The sequence below is a fragment of the Paenibacillus sp. TC-CSREp1 genome, assembly GCF_050171015.1.
Lineage (GTDB): Bacteria > Bacillota > Bacilli > Paenibacillales > Paenibacillaceae > Paenibacillus > Paenibacillus silvae.
Genome location: NZ_JBNOKM010000037.1, coordinates 18,844 through 33,760, shown reverse-complemented (window position 1 = coordinate 33,760; position 14,917 = coordinate 18,844). Strand labels below are relative to the sequence as shown.

Sequence of the window (14,917 nt, the reverse complement as noted above, 5' to 3'; positions counted from 1 at the left end):
CAAGTCCATCCCCATCAAGTTACTCGAACCCAGCTCAGCGCAAGTCCATCCCCATCAAGTCACTCGAACCCAGCGCAGTACAAGTCCTATCCCAATCAAGTTACTCGAACCCAGCGCAGCGCAAGTCCATCCCAAACAAGTTACTCAAACCCAGCGCAGCACAAGTCCCACCGTAGTCACACTATTCGAAATTAACCTTGATTCGTCCGTAGCTAAGACCTGAAAATGAAAACAATTTCGCCGCGGCCAGAGATGTGCCTCCTACAAATCCTCATTTTTCAGCTTGCAAAAATTCTAACGATTCGTAAAAACCTTATATGGAGTGTTTTCGCTACTTTTAAATTCTAACGATCTCAGGAAACCTTATTTCAAGTATTTCACATGAAAACAGGGCAATTTCTTTGATTTTAGGGGAAATAGGCTCTCTGGGAATCGTTAGAATCCCAGAAAGCTCAAAACCACACAAATAAGGTCATCTGAGATCGTTACACTTAAACTCACAATCAAATATACCCGGGACTTTGTTGTGTCAACGAATATGTTCCCACCAGCGTCTGTATGACTGGGGCTGAACCAATATGTTAAATGTTCCCTTCATCGTTTGCCTAACTGTCACATCATGCTTGCGATATTTACATTATCCCTGTGATAATTGCCTCATCTCTTCGATATTTGCACTATACCAGCGATATTTGCACCATGCCCGCAATATTTTTGTATCATTTCTACGGTGTGATTGGTTCTACCAGGCCGCGATAGAGCCATCTGTCCGGCTCTCTGTACCTCCGCACAGTACGCCTGTATCCGGGTTGCGCCAGATGATCTGTCCACGTCCAAACTGGGAGGCGTCCAGCTCGGTGCGGATGTCATGTCCTTTGCGGGCGAGCGCTTGGGCAATGTGCGGCGGGAAGCCCTGCTCTACGAGCACCGTTTTATCCTTCATCCACTGCCAGCGCGGCGAATCGAGGGCTGCTTGTGGATTTAGGTGGTAATCGATCGTATTCATCACGACCTGCACATGACCCTGGGGCTGCATGAAACCGCCCATGACCCCGAATGGACCGACAGCCTCATCGCCGCATGTCAGGAATCCGGGAATAATCGTGTGATAGGTGCGTTTACCTGGCTCCAGAACGTTGGCATGCTGCGGATCGAGCGAGAAGTTATGTCCGCGGTTCTGAAGTGCGATGCCTGTGCCCGGCACCACCAGTCCTGATCCAAAGCCCATATAATTACTCTGGATAAAAGAAACCATGTTGCCTTCGCCATCTGCGGCTGCCAAATAAACAGTCCCGCTTGCGCGCGGATCACCAGCTTCTGGTGCCTGTGCTGTGTCGCCAATAAGCTTACGCCGTTCTGCGGCATAGGCCTCGGATAACAGTTCTTCCACGGACACGCCCATCTTGCGTTCTTCCGTAATGTATTTTTCCCCATCGGCAAAAGCCAGCTTCATCGCCTCCAGCTGCCGATGATAACTGATGACAGATTCCTTCTCGGCAAAGTCGAAGCCCTTCAGCAGATTGAGTGCGGAGAGGGCGATCAGCCCTTGCCCGCTCGGCGGAATCTCCCACACATCGTAGCCGCGATAAGATACCGAGATCGGATCAACCCATTCCGGCCGGAAAGCCTTCAGGTCATCACGAGTCAGGTAACCGCCGTGCTCGGCCATAAAAGCATGAATGCGTTCCGCCAGTTCTCCTTCGTAAAAGTCTCGCGCTTCGCTCTCGCCAATCCGGCGCAACGTGGCCGCATGGCCCGGCGAGCGCCACAGCTCCCCCGCAGCGGGCACGCGCCCGCCAGGGGCAAACGTCTCAAACCACGCACGCCCTGCATCCGCATCGCCCTGGCGTGCATAGACCTCAGCTGCCCGCGCCCAGTGGCGGGCCAGCCCCGGCGCAAGCGGATAACCTTCCTCCGCATAGCGGATGGCCGGTTCCAGCACTTGCGCCAGCGTGAGCCGTCCAAAACGACGGCTCAGCTCCGCCCACCCCGCCGGTGCGCCAGGCACCGTCACCGGCACAACCCCCAGCTTCGGCATCTCCGTATAGCCTGCCGCGTGCAGCGCCTCAATCGAAATGCTCTGAGGCGCAGGTCCACTGGCATTCAGGCCATGCAGCTTGCCCTCCGTCCAGACGAGGGCAAAAGCATCGCCGCCAATGCCATTGGACGTTGGCTCCAGCACGGTGAGTGCTGCCGCGGTAGCAATGGCGGCATCGATGGCATTGCCGCCTTGCTTCAATATATCGAGCCCCGCTTGTGCCGCCAGCGGCTGTGAAGTAGCAACCATGCCTTGCTTGGCATAGACGGGTACCCGGTAGGAGGGATAGGGTTGGTAGAGAGAATCAAAGTTCATGGTGGGTCAGCTCCTTGTCGCGAGATGTCAGATTTTGTTTTAACCGAAGCGATAGCTCCTAAACCCTTTTCGCAACCAGACCGCCAAACTCCTGCCAAACGCTCCAAATCCAACCTATCCTCCGTATCTATGTGTTTCATTGGCAATCAAACGTATATAGAATCAGCTGCAGCTGCATATGCTTACGTAGTTACCATATCGCCGCCGTTCACATGAATGCATTCACCCGTAACATAGGAGGAATCACGCGATGCCAGATAGACGTATGCTGCTGCAAGTTCATAGGGCTGGCCTGCCCGGCCCATCGGCGTATCTGTGCCAAACACCTGCACATCCTCAGCCGAGAAGCTGGACGGAATAAGCGGAGTCCAGATTGGACCCGGAGCGACAGCGTTTACCCGAATGCCTTTATCTGCCAGGGATTGGGAAAGTACGCGTGTGAGCGACACGACCGCTCCCTTGGTTGAGGAATAATCAATGAGTCGCACATCACCTTTGTAGGCCGTAATGGAAGCCGTGTTGATGATGGATGCTCCTTTGCACAGATGCGGAAGGGCGCTCTGGATCAGGAAAAAATACGAGAACACATTGGTCTGAAACGTATGATAGAGCTGCTCCTCCGAGATGTCGACAATGCTCTGCTGCACGTATTGCACGGCGTGGTTGTTGACCAGCACATCCATTTTGCCGAACGTTTCCATTGTCTTGCGAATGACCTGTTCACAATTGGGCTTCAGCCGCAGATCGGTTTCAATCAACAGACAGCGCTGGCCCAGCTCCTCGATCCGGCTGCGTGTCCATTCAGCGTCTGTTCGTTCGTACAAATAAGCAATAACAACGTCTGCCCCTTCCTTGGCAAAAGCAATCGCTGCCGCCCGTCCAATGCCGCTGTCGCCGCCAGTTATAATCGCAACTTTGCCTTGAAGCTTGCAGCTGCCAATATAAGCAGGGTCCTCGCTGATCGGCTCGGGAACCATTAACGTCTCCAGACCGGGCTGTTGATCCTGATGCTGGGGCGGGAAAGCCAGATTTTGCGGCTTACACACCGTTTTCTCACCGTAAAATGGATAGACCGGGTTCATCGTTTGCACAACCTCCTCGAACATTCCTTTATAAACCTACCCTATGCATTCGCCTAGAGGAAGGTGCGGTGTGAACCGATGAGAATGCTTGTTTTCTGCAGGAAACGTATACCATAATAAGGATGTACCCCTTTAAAATAACCGGAGGTGTCAGGAGCCATATGAACATTCAGGGAATCAACCATTTATGCTTTTCCGTATCTAATCTGGAGCAATCCATTACATTCTTTGAGCAGGCTCTCGGTGCCCGAATCCAGGTAAAAGGACGCAAGCTGGCTTACTTTGAACTGGCCGGGCTTTGGATTGCTTTGAATCAGGAGGATGTTCTTCGTAATTACACGGAACGTACCTATACCCATATCGCCTTTACTGTAAAAGAAGAGGAGTTTGAAGCATCGGTAGAGCAGCTGCGAGCCGCCGGAGCCGATATTATTCCCGGAAGACCAAGAGATGCGAAGGATGGGAAATCGGTTTATTTTACAGACCCGGACGGTCATTTATTTGAACTGCACACAGGCAGTTTGCAGCAGCGGCTGAAATATTATCGTGAGGAAAAACCACATATGACGTTTTATTCGTGAAATTTGCAGGAAAATGGAGGTAAATGGCAATTAACGTATTTTAAGTCACTGAAAATGTCCGTAAGATATAGTATAGGTCACCTTGATACGATGACCGGTCTGATGTTGATTAAAAACATGAGGAGAGATAAATATGGAGAAAAGAGGTACGAAATGGCTTGCCGCTGCAATGCAGCTCGGTTTTGTTATTATCATGCTTGTACCCTTCATTTCGGGACAGCTTCATATCTACGGGCTCCGTGGAGGACTGGTCCAAACTTACGGACAGCATATTTTGGTGCCAAACCAACCAATGAACGTTTCGTTGGAACTGAACGATCCGGTTCCTACTCGCTGAGCACAGCACAGGATGTATTCTGGGAGCTGAGTTCATTCATGTGAAGGGGCTCTGCAAGGAGCCCCTTTATTTAATTCACTCATCCGAGTCTCCCTAGTTGTTAGGTGAAGATCGTTTACCTGATATAGGATTTGTAGTCCTCATAGCTCATTTTAGGTTCCTGCAAACTCAACCGAATAAGCTGCTGGCTGATATCCGCCTCGCGACTGGCGGCGATTCGTTTAAGCAGATCATGACTCATTCTCAGAAAATAGTAGCTTTGATCACGGTTATTTTTTTCATGAAATACGATGCCCAGCAGGCGGTATAACTTGGCACGAAGCATGCCTTCATCCTGGAGCTCCAGCAACTGAAGGGCTTCTTTGATAATCGATTCTGCTTGCTCGGGGTTATTCTCCTCCAGATACACTTTACTGATTTCCTCCAGTATAGAAGCCTTCTTGTGAGGAAGCTTGCGCTGGTCATAGATTACTGCACATTCATTGAGCAGCCCAAGGGCTTCTTTTTTGTGTCCGATGTGAAGTTGAATGACAGCGAGATTGTGAAGTGCCAGAACATAGGAGTCGCTGTTTGCCTGTTTATAGGCTTCTACGGATTTTCTAGTCCAATCCTGACTTAACAGCAAATGATCTTCATGATTCGACATATAATAGGCTTTGCCCAGACCCATCGTTATTTCTCCGTACAATTCCGCTTGTCCCGTCATACGGGCTTCCTTCTCCGCTTTGATATAATATTCCAGACCCTCGTCCACATTGCCCAGACGTAAATGGGTTGTGCCAAGATAAGTTAATGCGCAGATGTATTCATGATGCAGATGTTTGAGTCGGCTGCTGTAAGTATGTGCCTGCTCATAATATTTCCGGGCATCATGATATAGTTCTGCATGAAATGCGGCTCGTCCCATTTCCAGATAATACGCTACAATGTGCTCCCGATCTCCCGTTTGGATAATTGTAAAAGATGCCAGATCCCCTTCATCCAAAGTGCGCCGATATTCCCCAAGCCGATTGTAACTCCGCAGAATAAGCAGATAGGCCTCAGATTGATCCGAGATATCCTCTGTCAGTGTCAGCACTTTATGTGCTATACGTATGCAATCAGAGTCATTTTGCGCAGCATAGCAGGCTTTGGCCTTGTCCAGAACAGCCTGAGCAATATCATTGTCTGCCTGCGCGCTTCCCCCTACAAAAAACTCCACGGGTGTATGAAGTCTTCTGGCGATGATTTTCAACACGCGGTGAGAAGGAACGGCCCTGCCTTTTTCGATAAGGCTTATGTAGGAACGTGTCATATCCTCACCTGCAAGTTGTTTCTGAGACAGTCCCAGCTGCTCACGGATTTTTTTGATTTTGGGTCCGATCATCCTCATTCACCATCCCTTGCATATAGTTTTAAGCGTTGAAAATGGATGGGTATACTGCATCCACAGAGTGAACAAAAGCCGGGGTAAGTAAGGTTGAGGTTCATTTACCTCCATTTACAGTTTAAATGCGATTTGGAAGATTATAGAATGATAGTATCCAAGATGAAAGGAGGAAAAATGAATGGTGATTAAAGCGACTCCCATTACACTGGAGCAATTGAAGCGTAAAGAGATTGAAGCTTCACAATTGGAAGTAAATGGGCTGGGCGAGGCACGTGAAGTAAGTGCTCGTGCAGCAGTAGAAGCTCGCGCGGTGGAAGCTCGTGCAGTAGAAGCCCGCGCGGTGGAAGCTCGTGCACTTGAAGCCCGTGCTTTGGAAGCTCGTGCACTTGAAGCTCGTGCTTTGGAAGCCCGTGCTGCCCTGGCTCGTGCCTAATGTTCTACTTACTTAAAAGATACGATAGTTTCATAGATGAGAGCTTCTGCGGAAGCTCTTTCTCTCCCTCCAATTTAAAGAGATTCATACGTTTTGTATAAAGGGAGATCCATACGTTTGTATAACGAGGTGTCTGATACTGATGCATATTAAGCAGATATGGTCTCACATTCCGGAGCACATTGTCCCGATCAGGGAACTGAACGAGCATCTTGGACTTAACCATGCCCAGACCAAAGTGCTGGAGAAAATTCATGGTTTGAAGCAGGTTCGGCACGACAGGGATGGGGATTTATCTTCGTTACTTGGACAGGTTCTTGCCCAGGTGACAGGTCATCCTGACGTTGCTCCCACCTCGATTAAGTATATCATTTATTGCCACACAATTCAGGAAAATTTCCCCTTTCCTATGAAAGTTTTGCAAGCTCTAAAGAGGGTTTACGGATTGCAGCATGCCATCGCGTTTTCGCTTACGCAGCAGAACTGTGCATCAGGGCTGATGGCCCTTCATGTGGCGGAGACATTGCTGCCTTCATTGGAAGCGGATGACCATATTTTAATTTTGACGGGCGAGAAAACCTTTAGCCCTGTAGTGCAGCTGATCCCCAATACAACGGTAATGGGAGAGGCGTCGGCAGCCGTTCTGGTAGGAAGCAGGGGGGCGGGAAGCCACGTCGTTGGACTCACCAGTATAACTTTGGGGCAATTCTGCAATGTATTGACGGGTTCTCCCCAGATCCTCAGGGAATTTCAAGAGATATATATTCCTCGGTTGTGTGAAGTGATTGTCACAGCTGTGGAGCGTGCGGGCCTGACTTTACAACAGATTCAATATATTGTTCCTCACAATGTAAATCTGTCTTCCTGGAAGAAGGTCGCTGCCGGTTTATCTTATCCGTATGAACGCATCTACACATTGAATGTACAGGAGATCGGACACTGTTTTTGTTCAGACCCGTACATTAATCTCCAGGCTATTCTGGAGCAGAAACTGATGCAGCCAGGGGATTATTATTTGCTTGTCACCGTTGGACTTGGCGTTACATTCAGTGTAGCAGTGATGCAATATGCAGAAACAGGGGGTGATGGCGATGACCACGGTGTTAACCGATTTCTCAAGCCGACTGAAGTGGGCGTTAACGGGCCGGCATGATGTTACCTTTGTCTATTTGAATAACTTTGAAGTGGAGCAGTACTGGGAGGAACCGGAGATCCTTAAGCTGCCCTCATTAAGCATAGGCTCGGCTGCGGATGTCGTACACCGGATGGAGGAGCTGGGGATTTTTCTTGCCGGAGATCAAGATATTGTGCTGCTCAAGAGTTTGCCGAGCCCGGATTTTATAAGTGCTGCACAAGCTTTGGGGTTTGGCAGGTCCCGGTATATTGCACCCGAACACAATAATCCGGGACTTAACATAACGGCAAGTCTGCTGCAGTGCTCTGCCACGATGGACAAGCTGAGAGAACTGGCACAGACAGCAGAATCACCTGTCTATCTGGTTCCTTTTGGCACATCAGAACAGGAAGAAGAGCTATCGCATCTTACAGGAATTCCCTTGGCGGTTCCATCCTCCATGATCTTTCGTCAGGTGAATGACAAAGGATATTCGAGACGTCTGAACAAGCGGCTTGATATTCGCCAAATCCCTGGTGTTGAGTGTGCGTCTCTGGAAGAGCTGGCCTCCGGTTTTGAACAGTTAAAGTTCGTATTGGAGCAGGGCGGCCGTCTGGTCTTGAAGGATTCCATGGGGGTGTCCGGCAAAGGCATTACCGTAATCCCGGATGAGGCCAGATTTCAAAAGTGCATGAGCATGCTGGAGAAGCAGGCAGGCAAAAAAGGTATTCGCAAGATCAATTACGTGCTGGAGCAGTGGATTGACAAAATTTGCGATCTGAACTACCAGATTCTTATTGACCAATCCGGCGGAGTTGAGTTTCTTGGTGTAAAGGAGTCCCTGGTAGAGCAGGGTGTACATCAAGGACATCTTATGCCATCCAGGCTGAGTGAAGCTCAACTTGGAGTGATCCGCGAGGCCGCGGTAAGCATAGGCGAAGCGCTGTATCAAGATGGATATTATGGCATTGCCGGTATGGATGCAATTCTGGATGAGGATGGTACGATCTGGCCCAACCTGGAGATCAATGCAAGGTTTAACATGTCTACCTACCAGCTCAATATTCAGCAGCAGTACCTGCCTGATGGTTATTATGGATTGGCCAAAAAATACACTCTGCGGCTTCATCGCCTGCTGGAGTATAAGGAACTTCATGCCATGCTGGGTGAATGGATGTTCAGACCAGAGAATGGAGAGGGTTTGCTGATCAATAATTTTGCCACAGTAAATGCAGCATTCAAAAGTGAGGGAACGATTTTCTCCGGGCGGCTGTACGGTATCATTATCGGTTCTTCTCCTGAACGGCTGGCAGTTCTTGACGAGGCAGTAGAAGCCGCCCTGTCTTCCATTAACGAGGTGAGGTGAGTGTCTGTGGAATACGAGATTCAAGGGCTTCCTATTTCTAGTATAGCTCAGAGGTTTGGGACTCCGCTGTACGTGTATGACGGTGAAGTGCTTCGGCAGGTGTATCAGGAGCTTCGGGGGCTGCTTACACCCCAAGTGGAGCTGTTCTATTCCCTTAAAGCCAACCCGAATATTTCAATTGTGAACATGCTGCGGGAGATGGGGGCTCGGGCTGAGGTTTGTTCCTTGGCAGAACTTCATACTGCTGTAGAGGCAGGCGTTGATCCGCAACATATTATTTTTCTTGGACCAGGGAAAAGTGATGCCGAGATTACAGCGTGCATCCGTTACGGGATATATGCCATTGTGACTGAGTCCTTTCAGGAGCTTGAGCGTATTGAAGAGATTGCTGCCCATGAAGGGCGAATGATGTCTGTTGCATTGCGTGTGAATCCTTCCTTTTCTGTCAAAGGGTCGCGGCTAACCATGGGAGGTAAACCACGTCAGTTCGGTATTGACGAACAAAGTGTGCTGCAGGGAAGAGAACAGTTTGAGAAGTACACCCATATAGAGATTATGGGTCTTCATGTGTATATGGGCACCCGAATGTTAGAGATTGAGCCAATCGTTGAGAACACACGTCATATTCTGGAGCTTGCGGAGCGTATCGAAAACGAACTAGATATTACGTTGCGAATGGTTGACGTCGGCGGGGGGCTGGGTGTTCCTTATCATGAGGGTGAACAGTTCCTTGACATAAGCGAACTGACAGAGCAGCTGAATCCAATGTTCGAATCATTTCAGCGAAGCCATAAGAACACCAGACTGTTTATGGAGCTTGGCCGGTATTTGGTGGGAACCTGCGGCATGCTGGTTAGTAGGGCATTATACGTCAAGCCATCATATGGAGAGAATTTTGTTGTTACGGATGGAGGAACAAACTGTCATATGGCAGCTGTAGGAACAGGCTCTTATGTGAAACGGAATTTTCCGATCGCATCCCTGACAAGATACGGGGAGACTCCTGAGGCTGAATACAACATTACAGGTCCTTTATGCACACCTAACGATGTTGTGGGCAAACGTGTATCGCTGCCTCCAGTGGAGCAGGGTGATTTGCTTGGTGTATTCCATTCAGGCGCGTATGGTCCGACTGCGTCTCCTACACACTTTTTGAGTCATGGAAGTCCGGCTGAAGTGCTGATTGTGGGGGGAGAAGCCTTTTTGATCCGGGAACGAGATACCCCTGAAGATTTGCTGGGCAAACAACGTCTTGTACAAGTATCGCCTACACCAATAACGAATGGATAAGGAGAGAAGATATCATGACAACAGCCGTTTTGCTTGAAGAGATCAAAGGTGCCCTTGCTGAGGTATTGAATACGGAAGCAAGACAAGATATCCAACTGAGCACGTCCTTGTTTGATGAGTTATATCTGGATTCAACTTCGGTGCTGGAATTGCTGATGACACTTGAAGACCGGATTGAAGGTTTGGAGATTGACCCGGATGAGCTTGAACCCGATGTATTTGATACGGTTGGTTCTCTCGCAGCTTATATTGAAAAGCAGCTTATCGCAGCCTGATGGTATCGTCTGTTTTCATTCGGGATATGCAGGTCAGGCTGTTTGAGGGAAGGAAGGCCCCGCTCGCCCTTCCTGACTTGATCCGTTTTCACAAGGACCTGCTTGCAGGTACTTCAATCCAGTATGATGCGGAACTTTTGCAGGCAAGCTGCAACAATGCCTATCATGAGATGAGTGTTGAACTTCTGGAGGAGACCGGGCTTTATCGAATGATACCGGAAGTAGATGTGCTCCTGCTGGCCCACAATTTTCCCAACAGCCGCCCGGATATCTCTGTAGTGAACTACCTGATGAATCGTTATCAGGGACAGTTTATCAGTTTTGCCGTAAATGATCTTGGGTTTGGGGCACCATTTGCAGCGCTGCATATGCTGCAACATTACCTGAACAGAGAAGGATATGCCAAGGGGATGCTGCTTGTTATGGATCAGACGTCTTTTCCCTATAAAATCGATGAGCTTGCCTCAACAGCCGGACCTGATACCGCTGCGGCTATCTACCTTGATCGGACGACAGGTAGCGGCCCCGCCTTACTGGGTGTCGATATGCAGTATGCGGAGAACTCCATCAAGGATACAGCAGGTCTGGTACTTGATAGATTAGTCCGCGCAACGGATGTTCATCGGAGTCGGATCAGCCTGCTCATACATCCCGATCTGAAAGAGTTCTGCCAGGATGCGCAGTGGTACAGGGAATGTCAATCGGAGAACTGTTACGATCCTTCACACTGGAGTGCCGCGCCATTTTTTAGTCTGCAGCAGATGCTCGGGGAGACGGACAGCGGCGAGTACATATGTCTCATGCATCTGGAGAAGACAGACTCCTTTATCCATGGTTTATTGATCCGAACATAAGCATATCCAATATGCGAGCTAACGGAGGAAGGAGGCCAAACATTGGCATTTGGCATTGTGGACATTGGAGTGTATCTGCCTGAGCAGATTCAACAGCCGGAAGAAGTGCTCAGTGCATTGGAGCTGGGCACTGGCGAGCTTCAGTTTCTGCGCAAGTACCACCATCTGGAGGGGGTGCCCGTAACGGATAGTGAGCAGATGCTCGATGATACGATTATTTATGCTGTGGAGCAGCTTCAGAAGGGATATCCCTTTTCCGAGATTGACCTTGTTCTTTATGTTCATTCCTTTCAGGTGCAGACTCCAGGCGACTATCGGCTTATGCAGCGCATTCTAAGCCGCCTGCAGCTGGAGCATGTACCATTCTACGGCTTGTCCCAGATGAATTGTGCTACATCTATTGCTGCATTGCAATGGCTCGATCGTCTCTCGCAAACCCAGCCTCATATCCGAAATGTGCTGCTGATCTGCGCAGATCAGTTCAACTTTTTGCCTCCGGAATGGAGGTATCTGCGAAAATCAGCAATTCTGGGTGATTCTGCCGTGGCGGTTTTACTAAGCAGAGAGAGTTGTCAGCATGTCGTACAGGCTGCTCATGTCCTGCGGGATAACCGGTTTCATGCAGGTTACCATGCAGCTCCAGAAGAAATATCAGCATTTAATCAAATATATATTGATCATATTATCCAGGGAATGCAGGAACTGCTGGCGTCACAAGGCTTAGGTTTCGAAGATATTAATCATATCCTTCCTCACAATGTGAACTGGACCACCTGGAAGGAATTTTCCCGGCGTACGGGCGTAGGGCTCGAACGGATCTATCTGGATAACATTTCGCGAATTGGACATACCTTCTCCACGGACCCGTTTATTAATTTGAGCTCAGGATTGAAAGAGGGTTGGGTATGCCCGAAGGGACGATCCGTTATGGTCAGTATCGGACTGGGTAGTTTTTTTGGTTTTGCACTGGTTGAACATGGAGGCTGTGAAGAATGAACAGGAGGGGTAGCGATGCATGTTATTGATTTCCAAAGCGCAGATGCAAAACCTGTTGGAGAGAGGGCTGCTGGTCGTCCGGTTGCTCCAATTTCGCATATTCTGGAGAGTACAGCGTTACGTATAAACAGTCATCCCGTGTTTTTGGCTGCAGGTTCATATGTGTGTGCAACCGCTGATCTGTTGGACCAAGCCCCCCTGGTATGGCATGAACAGGCAGGCGGAATGTACCGCTGGGAGCAGCTGCATGTTGTTCAGGTACAGGACCGGATGCTGGAGCCTTCCGGTCTATTGTTAGTTCAAGCGCAGCCGCACAGCGGTGAGCAGGCCGGGGTAATTAGTGATGAGGTGAACCCGGCAAGGCTGAGAGATCACCTGCTGGAGTTCCGAATAGAGCTATGCAAGGCTGGTCTGGAATATGTACGCAAGCATCTGTCGGTACGCGTATCGGGAGGGCAATCCACGTTCCAGCATCAGCTTGTCAAAGGAATGGTCGCTGATATTCTGACAACGTTTTATATGGCAGAAACGCTACATGAAGATCGTCTCCTTTCCCGAAGTTCTGACATTACGTCCATCCGTACTCATGCGTGGCTCCATGAGGAAATTGATGAGGCATTCAGGCAGATTCAGCGCCTTGGTGGCGGTTACGGTTATCTGAGACATGGAGTATCCGCATATACATATGCAGGTCAATTGGTCAAAAACTTGCTGTTACCAGACAGGGAGGGTTATTGATGATTACGCCATCGACAATTGCTGTTTTTGAACAGGTCATGAAGCAGTATGCGGCCGAACTTCGTCAGATTGGGCTGACCATTGACCAGGAACCAGACCGAATCACTGAGTTTTTACACACCTCTTCATTACAGGCGATTAATCATATGATGATTCCACCTGAATACGGAGGTCAGCCTATTGTCACGATAGGCAATGATCGTTATTACGGACTTACTTCTCTGGAGAGAGTGATTACGATTGAACAGCTGGCTGCAGGAGATGCCGGCGTATTTCTGGGAGGGCCTGGGCCTTCCATGTCCAGCATTGTCATGATGGATCTGGGGGATGAGGAACAGAAGGAGCGCTTCTACAGCCAGTTTATGAAGGGACCAGCCTGGGCTGTCTTTGCTTTGTCGGAGCCTGAAAAGGGTTCGGACGCAACGGAAATCAGCACACGGATTACGCGTCATCCGGATCATACAATGGAACTGACGGGGCATAAGTTTTATATTGGCAACGGCCATCGGGCCAGCATCGGTCTGGTATTTGCCCAGACCAACCGTACGCCTCTGGGCATTCAGGCCGCTATCATTGATCCTTCGAGGCCGGGATTCACCGCAACACCACTGGATACGATGGGACTGCGTGGACTTCGTCTCAGTCATCTGCAATTCCAGTCATATTCGCTGGAAGAGAAGGATATTTTGGGACGTCACTTAAGTCCGACCAAGCGCGGGTTATGGGGGGCTCTACGTACGTTTCACCGGATGCGTCCCAGTGTTGCAGCGCTTGCGCTCGGTGTTGCACAGGCTGCCTATGATTATGTAACGGAACATAGAACGGTCTTCACGGAACGTGAAAAGACCGGGCTGGAACGACTGGAAATACGTCTGCACTCACTGCGTAACATGATTCGGCATGCAGCAGCAGAGATCGACCATGATGCAAACAAGGGTTATTTGGCTTCTCTTAGTAAAATAAGAGCAGCTTCGCTGGCAGAAGAGGCTACAGATTGGGCGCTGGATATGATGGGACCCGGCTCTATGCTAGAGCATCCGCTTTTGAACAAGTGGTATCGTGATGCGAGAGCTTTTGAGTTTATGGAAGGAACGACCTCCATTCAGAAAATCAACGTATTCCAGGCTTACGCCAATGGGAAAATGCAGCATGTCTAATTCTGTTTATGCCGAACATGGCACACCGATCTATGTGGATCACATAAGCTGGCTTACAGCTGAGGATCACCTGTATTCGTTGGATTGGCCAACGCCTGACGATTATTTTTATGTTTTGCCGCACATATACATGGAGGATCATTACTATGGCCGTGCAGGGTCGGTGTCCCGATCTTTGCTTTGGGGAGAGAGGCGTCTGACAGCAGGCGATCTGACACTTATGGTACTGGAAAAGCTGGGCACACATGCATCCTGGGACTGGATGATTCTGGCTCAAACGTACCCTGAACGTCATGCGCTAACCGCTCCGCTTGCCCGAATGCTTGAAAGCGCATCATGGCAGGTTAAGCATCCCCTTGGTGTAACCCATATGGGTGCACTGGCTGGCACAGAGGCTATCCAGGTTGCTCTCTGGAGTAAGCTCCCAAGGGAAAAAGCAGTGATTGTGCTGGTTGAGCAGCGTATTCTTCAAGATGAAGGACCGGATGCATATCGACATCGTTCCGCTTCTCAAGGTGAACTGTCCGACATGGCCGTGGCGCTTGAATCGGGAGGTGATCAGGGGGCTTTGCAAATTCATTATGCAGGAAAGAGAGTGATCACTTCTGCAGAGACTGATTTTGCAGCCGAGATACTCGGGAGCATACAACATTTGATGTCTGATTACGCAGCTGAGCAGGTTATTCTGCAATCCAGTCTGGGATGGCATATCGGCGGGCATCTGCTTTCACAGATTCACGCTCCCTATAGCTGTAGTGTATCTAAGGTGGATTATCAGAGCGGCGATGTATGGATACAACTGGCTGACAGACTGCAAAAGGGAAGTATCCAGCCCGGTGCTCGTGTGCTGCTGATCTCATGGGATGATGCCCTAACTATATCTGCCTGCTGTGTTCATGTTTTGCATAAACCGCTGTTAAGCAGAATTACATTGAATCAGGAAATCAAGACTTCATGATTGTGGAGGTGGCC

General features: G+C 49.5%; 15 protein-coding genes. 12 read left to right on the top strand and 3 right to left on the bottom strand.

Translation table 11 applies throughout. From position 1 onward, the window contains the following. Positions 1-742: 742 nt before the first annotated feature. Both ACQSGY_RS29965 and ACQSGY_RS29960 read right to left on the bottom strand, forming a co-directional pair. Positions 743-2,353: a gamma-glutamyltransferase family protein gene (locus ACQSGY_RS29965; protein WP_427182264.1), complete on the bottom strand. Its 1,611-nt coding sequence runs from the start codon at positions 2,351-2,353 to the stop codon at positions 743-745. A 182-nt stretch (positions 2,354-2,535) separates the two neighbouring features. After that, positions 2,536-3,435, bottom strand: coding sequence for an SDR family oxidoreductase (locus ACQSGY_RS29960; RefSeq protein WP_427182266.1), 900 nt, complete (start codon positions 3,433-3,435; stop codon positions 2,536-2,538). Positions 3,436-3,596: 161 nt separating this feature from the next. Here ACQSGY_RS29960 and fosB point away from each other — a divergent pair, with 161 nt between their 5' ends. Both fosB and ACQSGY_RS29950 read left to right on the top strand, forming a co-directional pair. Beyond that, positions 3,597-4,016 (top strand): metallothiol transferase FosB, encoded by a 420-nt coding sequence (fosB, locus tag ACQSGY_RS29955; RefSeq protein ID WP_145405674.1) that lies wholly within the window; start codon positions 3,597-3,599, stop codon positions 4,014-4,016. A 133-nt stretch (positions 4,017-4,149) separates the two neighbouring features. Next, positions 4,150-4,353, top strand: coding sequence for a hypothetical protein (locus ACQSGY_RS29950; protein ID WP_145405675.1), 204 nt, complete (start codon positions 4,150-4,152; stop codon positions 4,351-4,353). A 115-nt stretch (positions 4,354-4,468) separates the two neighbouring features. On the opposite strand, the gene ACQSGY_RS29945 is transcribed toward ACQSGY_RS29950, so the two are convergent. Further along, entirely contained in the window at positions 4,469-5,719 is a 1,251-nt protein-coding gene (locus ACQSGY_RS29945; RefSeq protein ID WP_216520001.1) for a helix-turn-helix domain-containing protein, read from the bottom strand. Positions 5,720-5,900: 181 nt separating this feature from the next. Between ACQSGY_RS29945 and ACQSGY_RS29940 the strand changes: the two genes are divergently transcribed. From ACQSGY_RS29940 to ACQSGY_RS29895, 10 genes are all read left to right on the top strand, one after another. Next, positions 5,901-6,155 (top strand): hypothetical protein, encoded by a 255-nt coding sequence (locus ACQSGY_RS29940; RefSeq protein WP_427182262.1) that lies wholly within the window; start codon positions 5,901-5,903, stop codon positions 6,153-6,155. A gap of 142 nt (positions 6,156-6,297) precedes the next feature. Further along, the gene (locus tag ACQSGY_RS29935; RefSeq protein ID WP_427182260.1) at positions 6,298-7,308 is read left to right on the top strand and encodes a 3-oxoacyl-[acyl-carrier-protein] synthase III C-terminal domain-containing protein; all 1,011 of its coding nucleotides are present in this window, start codon (positions 6,298-6,300) and stop codon (positions 7,306-7,308) included. Continuing rightward, complete coding sequence (locus ACQSGY_RS29930) at positions 7,247-8,635, top strand: ATP-grasp domain-containing protein (RefSeq protein ID WP_427182258.1); 1,389 nt, start codon at positions 7,247-7,249, stop codon at positions 8,633-8,635. Before ACQSGY_RS29935 ends, ACQSGY_RS29930 begins: the two co-directional genes overlap by 62 nt. 6 nt (positions 8,636-8,641) lie before the next feature. Further along, the gene (lysA, locus tag ACQSGY_RS29925; RefSeq protein ID WP_427182257.1) at positions 8,642-9,925 is read left to right on the top strand and encodes a diaminopimelate decarboxylase; all 1,284 of its coding nucleotides are present in this window, start codon (positions 8,642-8,644) and stop codon (positions 9,923-9,925) included. Between the two features lie 14 nt (positions 9,926-9,939). Continuing rightward, the gene (locus ACQSGY_RS29920; RefSeq protein ID WP_184191200.1) at positions 9,940-10,200 is read left to right on the top strand and encodes an acyl carrier protein; all 261 of its coding nucleotides are present in this window, start codon (positions 9,940-9,942) and stop codon (positions 10,198-10,200) included. Continuing rightward, complete coding sequence (locus tag ACQSGY_RS29915) at positions 10,200-11,054, top strand: hypothetical protein (protein ID WP_427182255.1); 855 nt, start codon at positions 10,200-10,202, stop codon at positions 11,052-11,054. The genes ACQSGY_RS29920 and ACQSGY_RS29915 overlap by 1 nt, the downstream gene beginning before the upstream one ends. 42 nt (positions 11,055-11,096) lie before the next feature. Then, the gene (locus tag ACQSGY_RS29910) at positions 11,097-12,050 is read left to right on the top strand and encodes a 3-oxoacyl-[acyl-carrier-protein] synthase III C-terminal domain-containing protein (RefSeq protein ID WP_427182253.1); all 954 of its coding nucleotides are present in this window, start codon (positions 11,097-11,099) and stop codon (positions 12,048-12,050) included. Between the two features lie 15 nt (positions 12,051-12,065). Then, a complete protein-coding gene (locus tag ACQSGY_RS29905) occupies positions 12,066-12,788 on the top strand; it encodes a hypothetical protein (RefSeq protein ID WP_427182251.1) in 723 nt (240 codons plus the stop codon). Further along, complete coding sequence (locus ACQSGY_RS29900) at positions 12,788-13,945, top strand: acyl-CoA dehydrogenase family protein (RefSeq protein ID WP_427182249.1); 1,158 nt, start codon at positions 12,788-12,790, stop codon at positions 13,943-13,945. Before ACQSGY_RS29905 ends, ACQSGY_RS29900 begins: the two co-directional genes overlap by 1 nt. Then, complete coding sequence (locus ACQSGY_RS29895) at positions 13,938-14,903, top strand: hypothetical protein (RefSeq protein ID WP_427182248.1); 966 nt, start codon at positions 13,938-13,940, stop codon at positions 14,901-14,903. The genes ACQSGY_RS29900 and ACQSGY_RS29895 overlap by 8 nt, the downstream gene beginning before the upstream one ends. Positions 14,904-14,917: the final 14 nt, after the last annotated feature.